The following is a 12,177-nucleotide window of genomic DNA, read 5'->3' as shown; positions in this document are numbered from 1 at the left end:
TCACCTATCCAGTCCAGCGACGCGGGCCGCTTCGTCCATACCCAGGCGAGCGACGGATTTAAAGTAGATCGACGATTTTTCCAACGCAGTTACCAAAGTCGGAATATCAACCAGCGGCAGGGGCAAGATAAAATGGGCCGTCATATCTGGCCATGCCGGACTGGGGGCTTTCACCAAAGCGGTTATCAGTGCAAAGCGAAAGGATCCGTCAGGATCGATTGTAAATACCCCCTCTTCATCGCTCGCCTCGAAAGAGCCACTGCCTTTCAACAGTGTCCATATCACGTCTGGCATAGGACCTGCGCCGCCGTCGAGCACCAGTTTTACTTTATTTGGCGGCAGCGACACGGTGTTATCTATCAGGATTTCGCCAGTGGGGGCTTTGTGTATCACCAGAACCCAACTTGACTCGCTGCCATATACCGGATCCGTTACTACTATTTCGTCGAGGGTATAAGCCAAAGCGTTATCATCAGATTCCTCACAGGCAATGAAGGTATGGTCGCCGCCCTCAAGCGTGCTTTCCACTACCGTTGACCCGGTGTTACCGGCGACAGTCCATTGCAAGCCTGCAGCAACGCCCAAAGTTCCTGCGGCGACCTCACGGCTCTGCACCTCCCCGCCTGGTTTCCGGGCATTGCAGAACTGAACCATGGGATTGATAGCAATTGATCGGGTGACAATCGTCACCAGAGCAGAGCTGCGAAACTCACCTTTCGTTGCGATGACTCGCACCCGGAGAAAGAAACCCTCGATGTCGCTTTGTGGTGGCGCGGTATAAACACCGGTGCCGGGCGCCGTGCCGCTGACTATTTTTCCCGGGTTACCGGAGCCCCCTTCAATATTTACCACGTCCCAACTCACCCCTGTGACACCGCGTGGCTCGGTATTTAAAGTCATCGTGGCGCCAGCCCCCATGACAGGCTCCAACGGGAGAATGGAGAATTCGTCGAGATGGGGCGCAAGTTCTCCAAACAGCGCCAGGTCGCCTGGCGAATGGGCGCTGTTAAAGCGCACAACGTTATCGGTTTTGAATAACAGACTGTTGAGTCTGAAGACATCGACTTCCTCAACTGCGGAAGTAAACAGAGGTATCCAGTTCTCCAGCGCTGCAGCGAGCTCACCTTCAAGAAACTCGGCAATTTCCGCGAAGTTTTCCTCGACAACAGGTGGCCAACTACCGGCTGGAGCAACTTTAAACTGGCGAAACTTGCCATCTTCGACAGGTTCCAGGGCCAATTCTCCGGCTGCGTCGCGCAGGGTGAATTTGAATTGTTGCGTGAGTTCCCATGAAGCCATAAGAGTGCCGTCAAGTTTACTTTGACCGCCAGGCGTTACGGAGCAGTTCTGTAAAGCGTTTCTCTTCCAATGGATTTTATAAAGGCCACTGTCTCTAACGACAGTTAGCGTAAAACCCTCATATACGTCACCCATGGACAAATTGAAGCCATCCAGGCTCAGGTTGGAGAAGTTTGGCAGTGAGGTAGAAATCGGCTTACTGGTATATACACCGGTGGTCAGCTTTATGCTCTCAATGAAGCTTCCAGGCTCGCCAGTTGTCACGTAGTGGAGGCCTAGTGTCATTTTCTTGAAGCCTTCGACCACAATCCTTCTTAACATGAAATCCTGCCCAAGAAACGTTGAAGCGGAATAATTACCTGCAGGGATCAGATACTTCAAATCGTCGTTGGTCGCAGGAATTGTTCCATTATTCTCATCATCCATGCTAATGAAGTTCAAAACCGCCCCTTCGCCAAAATTAGCCGCACGAGCGACGCTGGCGCCCGGCTCAGGATGAGTCCTGAAGGTAAAATATTTGGGTTTAAGGAACTGGTCATCCTGTTTGCCTATTTCATTAAGCACAAAAATTGTAATCAATGGCTCCAGCGACTTGAACTTGTTCAACATGAACGCCCCGCCCTTCTCTCGCTGGTTTTTGGTGGGGCCAAAGAAATACAGCAACGGCGACTGACCCGTTTTAAGATCAAGCGCTACCTGGCCAAGACTATTGACACTGCCCTCAGCCAACATGAGATTGATAATCATGGTGAGTAAAGGCCCTTGCAGCGAATCGTAAGCGGCCACCCGGACCACGGTGGCTGCACGCCCTGATTCTGTTGCCACGGAAAGTTGTGTGCCGCCCAGGACCTTCATGGTCAGCATCGCTCTTGATTCGGTAATATTGGCGTTTTCAAACGAAAGCCGTGGCGCGTCCACGATATAGTCATAGACCCACTCAATTTCACTCTCTGTTGTAGGGACGGGGCCATTTAACGGCGGAAAATAGGATTCCGTAGAGAACCGTTCTATATATTCCTGCGCCAGCACCTTGTTGGTCTTGGCTCTGTCATAGGCTACGATCGCATTCCAGCCAACTGTAAATGGCTCTTTGCGCATCTCGGCTAGTAGTGCTTCAACTGTAAGTCTCATCGCCTTTTCCTCCATGAACGGTCCGAGCCGTTGAACATTCAATCAACAAGCTTCACGCCGTTATTGCTTGCCAGCCCAAAAAAGGTATCTCCACCATCAAAACTGATTTGCGGGGTCACGGTGATGTACTCATTGAGCTTCAATGTCCGCAGAAACCCCAGGGCTAACTTGCTCATCACTTTTCTTTGGGTCATCTCCGTTTTCGATACGCCCTGCGCATCGCGGACAGTGATTCGGGTCGGTGCGCCGGTAGCGGCCACGCCACTCGCCTCAATGGTGACCAGCTGCCCTTCAGCCATAAATGGCCATAAGCCAAGCTGCAGATCTTCACCACTGGCCGCCACGGTTTTCAAAGACAACGTGGCGGCGCCCGCCAACCTGGGCCACTGGATAATCGGGTACCGCTCCTGATCCAGCGGCCGGATATGTAAATGAAAGGGTCGGGAATCCTGGGCGTGCCCGTTGAAGGGTGTAAAGCGGTAGAACACGTCGAAACGCTTGCTGTCCCCGCCCATATTGGCCGCAACCGCGCTGGCTGGCACCAAGAAACGTGTCCTGACGTCGGGACTGACCGGCGTCTGCGCAATATGCCGCCCGCCAGAGGGATGACCCTGCCAATGCACTTCGAGGTCATCGTTTTCCCCAAGCAGGACTGACTCGCTGACGTTGACATAGACGCCCGACGTCGCGTCGCGTGCAAGCAAATAGCCCTCGTTCTGGCCGGGAAGGCCCTCGGCCTGCGCCTTCTCCACCACGGCAGGCGGCAGATCCAAAGGTAGCAGCACGCTGAGGCTCAATGCTTCGCTGGTCGCAGCAACACCGGGCCGCGCGTACTGATAGAAAACCTCCACTTTTTCGCCTTGATTGGCTTGTAGCCATTCGGGGCCAATTGAAAACGCTACCGCGCCAGCTTCAATATGCGAGGCTTCAATGCGCAATGCCATGACGACGCTGCCAGCGTCTCGAACGCCATCCCCGTAGAGCACGACATGATCGTCAAGCTGCATGCCGGGATAAGCCGCGAATTGCACAGTGATGCCTTCGGGATAACGCCCGGGATCTATCGGCTGGTTTGAGTCGTGGCCGTCGATATAAGGGGCCTGGAGACGTTCGGCGACAGGCGGCACGATGTGCACTGTTTGCGTTGGCGACTCATCGGATTGAACGCCGCTTGCGAAATCTATCTGATAGTTTATTTCGGCATAACCGTCTTCAATAATTAATACATGTGAGCGTTCTATGCTAAACAGCGCAGGACCTTTGGTATTTGAATCATCGAACGTAAATTTACCGGACCAGTCGATCAGCGCAATACCGTCATAGAAACCTTTCCAGTGTAAGGTCATGGAATCACCGATCTCCAGCGCAGCAACTATCGGCACAACCGCCAGTGCGCCGTTATCACCCACATCATCAACTCCCAGCGCCAGGTCGTGAGACTGTTTTATTTGCGCAACAGGCAGGGCAACTTGATCAGGCAAGGCTGCAAGACCGATTTTCCCACTGGCTGATTCGCTCATGCTCGTGGCTCCATGCCGAGGTTGTAATACGCGATCCAATACTTTCTGAGGAAGGTTCTACACTCGAAAAGCAGGGATGTATACCTAGCAAAACTACTAGGTTGTCAGAGCCGGATATCGGGTCTACCGTAAATGGAAATGGGTGATAAAGACCTGCTGCACGGTGGCTCACGAACAGCAAAGTACCGGGATTCCAGAGCGGCTGACGTTAGCCGCGAACCTATGTACCCCAGGGAGAAATAAAGTGAAAACAGGAAGTTTCATGTCTGCCGTGAAAAACAAACACACCTGGCTATGTTCAGCCTTGATCTTCAGCGCTCTAGGCTTGATGCAACCCATGCCACATGCCGAAGACGCCCCCAGACCGGCGATTAAACCCAACGCTGCGGCGACGGTTGATCCATGGGCGTGGAGTGGTGGAGTCCATGAACATGACCACGAATATGCCTGCTCGGACTTTAGCGTCATGGTCGGCCTGAGACATAAAGGTGACGAAGAAGAAAGCACCTATTACCGATGCGCGTCAGTGCATCAGTTCCAACAGTTGAAGACGTCAGATGCTGAGTGGCAAAAAATGGATGATGAAAGTTCGCATACCTACAACTGTCCTACAGACAAAGTCATGACGGGGCGAGAGCACGTCGGTGATGAAAATGAACCCACTAGCTATCAATGTTCCACGGTTATCGATGCCTGGGGCAACGCCATGCGGGTTGTAGTGGACAGCGAATGGACAAATGCCGGCCTTGCACATGAAACTGACTTTGAATGCCCTGCCAACAAGGTCATCGCCTCTCGGAAGCACATCGGAGACGAAGAGGAACCCACCTATTTCAAGTGCGCCTCATTGTGGTGATCAATATTTCGTCCGCCAGGAATATCCCTCATGAACACAGAAAAAAGCTCATCTTCGGCAACGAACTCAAACACTGCAACGAGTGTCGCCAGTTCGGGCGCTATTCTCATCAGAGATAAAGACAATGCGACTTGCTCTCTGCCTGCGCCCACCAGTGGCAGTGGCGAAACGAAAATATATGGGTTCCGTGAGTCTGACTCCCCCTGCAAAAACGATACAGCGCGGACTGTTCAGTTCACTGATCTTCCCTCTGCCACGAAAATATTACTGACTGATAGAGATGACGCGATAGAAAGCGAAGATCAGAACTTCTGGTTTAGTTTTGTGACCACGCGCAAAAGAACTTCAACAATCATTATCGAGCTGGAATATATCGACACCTATGCGGTGGGCGACATTATCGAACCCGGTTTGAAGCTGACTGGAAAATACCGCAAAAACGGCAATGCACAGATACGCGACACGCTGTCAGGCGTCTCCATCCGTGCCGCCACATCTCCACCCGACCCTGCTTAGGGTTGCTTGATTATTGATCACCACAGAGGGTTACCGGCAATGACTACTTCCAGTGCCGTGCATTCCAATGCATTCAACTTCATGGGTTTTATGCAGCATTGCGTCGATCCGCGCACGGGCCAGTACACCGTGTCAGTGGACATGCCGGAACTCAAGAGCAACCGACTCTGTGGTCCGGCCGTGCCGTTGCAGTTGCAGTTCAACCCGCTGAACGTGATCGATTCCGGCTTCGGCATGGGCTGGAACCTGAACCTGTCGCAGTTCACGCCAGAGGACCAGATGCTGGCCCTGAGCAGCGGCGAGAATTTCAAGGTCACCGGCAGCGGAGGCCAACCGGACATCAAGGAGAAAAAACTCGACACGTTTCACTTCCATGACGAGGGCAACGAGACTTATCGCGTGGTGCACAAGTCCGGACTGGTGGAAACCCTGGTCACCGGCGGCAGCAGCAAGCAACGGGTCGCCTTGCCCCGCACGATCAGTTCGCCTTCGGGCCATGCCGTCAGCCTGACGTATGTCCCATTCAACGGCGGCCAGTTGTTGCAAACCGTCAGCGATGCCTTCACCACCCTGCTGCGCGTTGAGCGTGACCCCGGCGGTTCGTTCGTCAAGCTGCACCTGCATCCGGACAGCGGGCCCAACGGCGGGCCGCTGGCCACTTTCGAGATGAAGCTCAATGGCGACGGCGAGGTCACCGCCATCATCCTGCCGACGCCGGAGAAAGCCTCGTGGCGTTTCAGCTACAAACAGATTTTTGGTCGCACCTGCCTGGTTGAAGTCCAGACCCCGGCGGGCGGTCGGGAAACCATCGAGTATTTCGATCAGGGCCACGTCTTCCCCGGCCTGCAGCGCGATCCATTGCCCCGGGTCAATCGCCACTGCACCTACCCCGGTTTTGAGCAGCCCATGATCGAGGTGGACTACAGCTACACCGACAATAACTTCCTGGGCCACAACGCCCTGCAACACTGGGACGACAATGGCGAGGACAACCTCTATAACGTCAACCATGACTATGAATATGGCTCGGTCGCCACCTTGAACGACGGCAGCAACATCCTGCGTACGGTGACCCGTACCTATAACCGATTTCATCTCCAGACTGAGGAGCTGACGGTTCAGGATCACTGCGTCAAACGGGTACAGACCGATTACCACGCCGAAGACACGAATTTCGACGATCAACCGCCGCAGTTCCAGCTGCCGAAAACCTTCACCACCCGCTGGGAACTGGACAACGATGCCAACCGGTTTCGCATCGAGGTTGAAAGCACTGAGTTCGATGAATACGGCAACCTGACCAGCAAGGTCCAGGCCAATGGCATCCGCGAAACCTTCAGCTATTACCCTTGGGAAGGCGCCGAGGGTTGTCCGCCGGACCCGGACGGGTTTGTACGCAACCAGCACGAACACCATACCTTCCCCGCCGCGTCGGAGCATGGCCAGGCCGCCGTTCTGCGCCTCGCCTACACCTACCGCGCGCTGCCGGCGCTGGAGAATGCCAATGCCGCGGTCAATTGGCTGGTGATCGCCGAGGAAACCCTGACCAGCAGCGACGACAACCATGTCGCTGCGCTGCAATACACCCAGCGTGACTATTACGACGCACCGCAAGACCCGGCGGTGCATGGCCGGGCAAAAAGCCACAGCGAAACCCTCAACGGCAAAACCTCGACCACCGGGTTCAGCTACAGCACGCCCCTGAGCGCCCTGGCCGGGGAGACTGTGGACCAGATTGTCGAGACGCTGACCGCTTTTGATGGCACGTCCAAAAGCGTACCCCTTCAACAGTCACTGTTTACGGGCAAACCGCTGGTCGTGCCCGACGTCAACGGGGTTCTGCTCAAGTACGAATATGACACGTTGAACCGGGTCACTATGGAAACCGTGGCCCCGGATACCGAGTTCGCCGCGTCTCGTCATTACGCGTATACCTTGACCTCCCAACCGGGGCAGCAGGCAAGCCAGGAGTTGACGGAAGTCAATGGCGTCAAGATTCGCAGCACCTTCGACGGGCTCAATCGAACGATTCTCGAGGAGTGCCTGGAACCTGGGCAAGATGCGGTTGATTACCGCAAAACCTACTCGGCGACATACGACCAGTGGGCCAATCTGGTCAGCGAAACCGATTATGACTGGCTGGGAACGCTGGAACGGGCCCTGACCAGCACCATCGAGTACGACAATTGGGGTCACGAATGCAGGGTGGTGGGGCCGGACGGGGTGGCCACTGTCACGCAACGCTCACCCTTCGGCAAACGCGGTGTCAGGCAGACCAGCTGGATAGAAAGCTCGACACAGCCCGAGATCAAAAGCGGCCTGAGCGTTACCGAATTCAACGTGTTCAACAAGCCGGATTCCGTCGTTCGCCAGGATGAAACAGGCGCGACCGTCGGCTCACTGCTCTATCAATACGACGGCAAGGGCAACTGCACCCAGCAAACGCAACAGCTCAGCACCCGCAGCCTGGTGACTGAATATGCCTTCGATGCATTTGAGCGCATGACAAGCACAACCCTTCCCGATAAAACCGTCGTGGCTCGCAGTTTCGCCGATCACAGCAGCAGCGAATTACCCATAAACATCCATGTCACGCCCGGCAACGGTACCGAGCCCGAGGTGACGCCCGGCACCCAGGCGTTCGATGGCCTGGAACGACTGACCCAAATCAGCGTTGGCCCTCGCGTGGAAACCTACGGGTACATGGGAGATCGGGTGCAGCCCAGCCAGCGCATTTCGCCCAGCAAGCAAGTTTTCGAGTACACCTACGATCTGGACCTGACAACCCAGCCGCGCAAAATCAGCATCAACGGCGCAGCCGCAAACGAAGTGGAATTCAGCTACGACAGCCAGACAGCGCGTATCACTGGCTCCAGCAGAGTTGCCGATCAGCCCGAGAATCAGTACGCCTACGACGTTTTCGGTCATCTGCAACTGCAAAGTCGTACCGCTAGCGAGGGCAAGGCCCAGCAGACCCAATACGTCAGCTCACGGCAGGGTCGACCCCTGAGCAGCACCGTCGCCGATGGCTTCGAGACCCTCTACGAATACGACGACTGCGGTAGGGTCGCGTCGGTCTCGCAGGGTAAATTGCAGGCCGAATTCATCTACAACAATCTGGGTCAATTGCAGCAAAGCACCACTCATCTTCTGGGCAGCGACAGAAAACTGTTCACCGAGCTGGAATACGACACGCTCGGCAGGGAAACCAGACGCACCCAGCATCTGCCCGACCTCCCGGTCCGAACCTTCACCCAGACCTGGTACGACGACGACCAATTGCACATTCGGGAACGCCTCGTCGGCGAGCAAAGCGTCTGCAAGGAAACCTTTACCTATGATTCCCGGGGTCGGCTGGACAATTACAAAGCCGAGGGCAGCGAGCTGTCGAGCGACGCCCACGGCAACCGGATTACCGAACAGACCTTCCTGTTCGACGCCCTGAACAACATCAAACTCTGCCTCAGCAAGTTCGCGGATGGCAGCAGTGACAGAGCCATGTTCACCTATGCGCCCGATGACTCATGCCAACTGATCAAGGTGACGCACAACCACGAAAGCTATCCACTCAGTACCGAGTTCACCTACGACGCCGATGGACACATGCTCAATGATGAACGGGGCAGGCAGTTGAGCTACAACAGTCAGGGACGCCTGACTGAAGTCAAAGGCGCTGACGATCAGCCCATCATTGCCTATCGCTATGACGGCCACGACGACCTCATCAGTGTGCTTCAGGCCAATGGCAGCGAAACCCTGCGCTTCTTTGAAGGCTACAGCCTGAGCCATACGGTCCATGACAAGACCCTCATCCAATGCCTTTACGACCAGGACGGCCCCATCGGCCAGCAACAGCAGGGCGACGAAAGCCAAACCCTGCTGTTTCTGACCGATGCCAGCAACAGCGTGATCGGCGAAAGCCAGCTCGACAACGAGGTACGAACCCGATCCTACAGCGCTTATGGCGAACAGACGGATGACGAACTGCTCAGCCTGCTGGCGTTCAATGGTGAAGTGCGCGAAGAAGTCGGCGGCTGGTACCTGCTGGGACGAGGCTATCGGGTCTATAACCCGAGTCTGATGCGTTTCCACAGCCCGGACTCCCTCAGCCCGTTCGGTGTGGGTGGCATCAATCCCTATATGTATTGCATGGGCAATCCGATCAGTTTCTCTGACCCGACCGGCCATCGAATGGGCACACAGGAACGACCCGGCGGCAATCCGGGGTATGTGGATCCGATTGAACAACCCAAGCAAAGCGGGGGCTGGACCAAGTGGCTTGGGGTTGGCATAGCGGCTGTTTTCCTGGTGGTTTCGATTTCCGCCGCCCCGGTCACCGGTGGCCTGTCGTTAGGCGCGGTACTGGCTTGGGGTGGAGTCGCAGCGCAGGCAGCCGGCGTTGGCCTTCAGGTAGCGGGTGTGCTCACGGAAGACGAGACGCTGAACAGTATCGGCTTTGCCTTAGGAGCTGTAGGCGGGATAGCGAGTGGGATAGGGGCGACGATGGCGGTGAAAAAAGGCGCAACGACGCTAGGGAGCAAGTTGTGGAGCACCATGAGAGGGGGATTGGGAGGCGCTGCGGGGGGTTCACTCAATGGTATACCGCGAGCGCACGGCTCCGGTGCGGGTGGAACGGGTAACGTCGTTCCTAGAGGTTCGACGGCGAGCATTGCGAGCAACAATAGTGCAAGTGTCAGAAGATTGTCGACACCTTCTGTAGATTATTCTCCAACTCCGTCCCCCAGACCTTCCATGTCTGGGGGAGGATCTACTGGTGCAAATGCCGGGGTGGTTGAAGGTGCAGGTTCACCCCGAGCCAGCGTGGGAAGTCTGTCCCCTTCGACTGTTGCTCCGGTTGCTCCTGCTGCGCCTCCAGCTCCTGCTGCAGCGGGACCAGGAGGTAGGCCCATGACTGTCGGTGGTTGGGGACGAAATCCAACGGGAGGTTGGCAGAATCCTGACAACAGCTTTACGAGCGCGCTCGTGTGAATGCGGTATGCCCCAGCCCCGCGGGCGGCTACAATCGCCGCCCGCGCCGCCGATCAGAAGCCTGGCATGCCAACCTGTTCCATTGCCCCGTTGCCCTATTGCCCCAACCCTGCCGATGACTTCGGTCGGATCCGTCACGCCCCCGGCGCCATCCTGCTGGACAGCGGCCGCCCGAGCGCCGAGCGTGGCAGGTTCGATGTGTTCAGCGCCTGGCCGCTGGAGCAACTGGTGGCGAAACCTCAGGAAAGCGGCGACGGTTTTTTTCAGCGTCTGCGCGATAGCCTTGCGCGACTGGGCCCGGCGCAATTACCGGCGGGCAGTGAATTGCCCTTTGCTGGCGGGCTGCTGGGTTACCTCGGCTATGACTTCGGTCGCCGTCTGGAGCCGCAACCCGGGCATGCAGTCGATGATCTGCGATTGCCCGACGCCCGCCTTGGGCTGTACGCCTGGGCGGTCATCACTGACCATCAGGCGCGGACCACGCAGCTGGTCTGCCATCCCTCGTTGGAACCCGGCGAAGGGCAGCGATTGCTGGAGTTGTTCACGCAATCCGCCGACGCGGATACCGCTGAATTCCAACTGACCTCAGCGTTCAAGGCTGATCTCGACGCTGACGATTACCGCGCCGCTTTTGCGCGTATCCAGGCATATATCCAGGCTGGCGATTGTTATCAGGTCAACTTTGCCCAACGTTTTCAGGCCGATTGCCACGGCGACCCGTGGGCAGCGTATTGCGCGTTGCGCGCGGCCTGCCCTACTCCGTTTTCCGGTTATATCGCCTTGCCTGATGGCGACGCGATCCTCAGCTTGTCGCCGGAGCGCTTCGTCAAGGTCAGCGAGCGTCAGGTCGAAACCCGACCGATCAAAGGCACGCGTCCGCGCGGTCGTGATGCGGCCGAGGACAAGGCCTATGCCGAAGAACTATTGGCGAGCCCCAAGGACCGCGCGGAAAACCTGATGATCGTCGATCTGCTGCGTAACGATCTGGGCCGCAGTTGCCGGGTTGGCTCGGTGAAAGTCCCCGAGCTGTTCAGCCTGGAAAGCTATCCGAACGTGCATCATCTGGTCAGCAGCGTGACTGGCGAACTGGCGCAGAATCATGACCCGCTGGACCTGATCGCCGGCAGCTTTCCGGGTGGCTCGATCACCGGCGCACCGAAGATCCGCGCCATGCAGATCATCGACGAGCTGGAACCGACGCGGCGTGCCTTGTACTGCGGGTCGCTGATTTATCTGGATGTGCGCGGCGAAATGGACAGCTCCATCGCCATTCGCAGTTTGCTGGTCAAGGACGGCAAGGTTTCCTGCTGGGGCGGCGGCGGCATCGTGGCCGATTCCGACTGCGAGGCCGAATATCAGGAATCGATCACCAAGGTGCGGGTGTTGCTGGAGACGCTGGAAGGGCTTTGATACACCTGAACCGCCCCTAAAAGCTGGACGGACTTGTTACGCGGCTTGCCCCGCCCTTTTCGGGGACAAGTCCCCTCCTACCGGTTGTATGGCTCGGTAGGACCGGACTTGTCCGGGAAGCAGTCGGGTCTGCCGAGGAGGATCTTCAGTGTTCACACCGGCCATTTCGGGGACAAGTCCCCTCCTACCGGTTGTATGGCTCGGTAGGACCGGACTTGTCCGGGAAGCAGTCGGGCATGCGGAGGAATATCTTCAGCGTTCACACCGGCCTGTTCGGGGACAAGTCCCCTCCTACCGGTTGTATGGCTCGGTAGGACCGGACTTGTCCGGGAAGCAGTCGGGCATGCGGGGGAATATTTTCAGCGTTCACACCGGCCTTTTCGGGGACAAGTCCCCTCCTACCGGTTGTATGGCTCGGTAGGACCGGACTTGTCCGGGAAGCAGTCGGGCATGCGG

Annotated in this window: 6 protein-coding genes; 4 read left to right on the top strand and 2 right to left on the bottom strand. The window is 56.7% G+C overall.

What is annotated here, in order from left to right; translation table 11 throughout:
- Entirely contained in the window at positions 1–2,430 is a 2,430-nt protein-coding gene (locus tag AFK24_RS15250; RefSeq protein WP_065833995.1) for a hypothetical protein, read from the bottom strand.
- A 38-nt stretch (positions 2,431–2,468) separates the two neighbouring features.
- Entirely contained in the window at positions 2,469–3,950 is a 1,482-nt protein-coding gene (locus AFK24_RS15245; RefSeq protein ID WP_065833994.1) for a hypothetical protein, read from the bottom strand.
- A 262-nt stretch (positions 3,951–4,212) separates the two neighbouring features.
- Here AFK24_RS15245 and AFK24_RS15240 point away from each other — a divergent pair, with 262 nt between their 5' ends.
- The 4 genes from AFK24_RS15240 (at position 4,213) to pabB (ending at position 11,721) form a co-directional block, all read left to right on the top strand.
- Complete coding sequence (locus tag AFK24_RS15240; RefSeq protein WP_065833993.1) at positions 4,213–4,806, top strand: hypothetical protein; 594 nt, start codon at positions 4,213–4,215, stop codon at positions 4,804–4,806.
- 30 nt (positions 4,807–4,836) lie between these two features.
- Positions 4,837–5,322 (top strand): hypothetical protein, encoded by a 486-nt coding sequence (locus AFK24_RS15235; protein WP_065833992.1) that lies wholly within the window; start codon positions 4,837–4,839, stop codon positions 5,320–5,322.
- Between the two features lie 39 nt (positions 5,323–5,361).
- On the top strand, positions 5,362–10,311 hold the full coding sequence (locus tag AFK24_RS15230) for an RHS repeat-associated core domain-containing protein (RefSeq protein WP_065833991.1): 4,950 nt from the start codon (positions 5,362–5,364) through the stop codon (positions 10,309–10,311).
- A 66-nt stretch (positions 10,312–10,377) separates the two neighbouring features.
- Positions 10,378–11,721, top strand: coding sequence for an aminodeoxychorismate synthase component I (pabB, locus tag AFK24_RS15225; protein ID WP_065834083.1), 1,344 nt, complete (start codon positions 10,378–10,380; stop codon positions 11,719–11,721).
- The last annotated feature ends 456 nt before the right edge of the window (positions 11,722–12,177 follow it).

Source organism: Pseudomonas syringae (assembly GCF_001698815.1).
Classification (GTDB): domain Bacteria; phylum Pseudomonadota; class Gammaproteobacteria; order Pseudomonadales; family Pseudomonadaceae; genus Aquipseudomonas; species Aquipseudomonas syringae_A.
Note: the sequence above shows the minus strand (reverse complement) of the source record. Positions and strands in the feature narration are given on the sequence as shown.

Bases quoted from the DNA above. Each gene is read 5' to 3' on its own strand.
- AFK24_RS15250 (WP_065833995.1), bottom strand. From the start codon at position 2,430: ATGAGACTTACAGTTGAAGCACTACTAGCCGAGATGCGCAAAGAGCCA.
- AFK24_RS15245 (WP_065833994.1), bottom strand. From the start codon at position 3,950: ATGAGCGAATCAGCCAGTGGGAAAATCGGTCTTGCAGCCTTGCCTGAT.
- AFK24_RS15240 (WP_065833993.1), top strand. From the start codon at position 4,213: ATGTCTGCCGTGAAAAACAAACACACCTGGCTATGTTCAGCCTTGATC.
- AFK24_RS15235 (WP_065833992.1), top strand. From the start codon at position 4,837: ATGAACACAGAAAAAAGCTCATCTTCGGCAACGAACTCAAACACTGCA.
- AFK24_RS15230 (WP_065833991.1), top strand. From the start codon at position 5,362: ATGACTACTTCCAGTGCCGTGCATTCCAATGCATTCAACTTCATGGGT.
- pabB (WP_065834083.1), top strand. From the start codon at position 10,378: ATGCCAACCTGTTCCATTGCCCCGTTGCCCTATTGCCCCAACCCTGCC.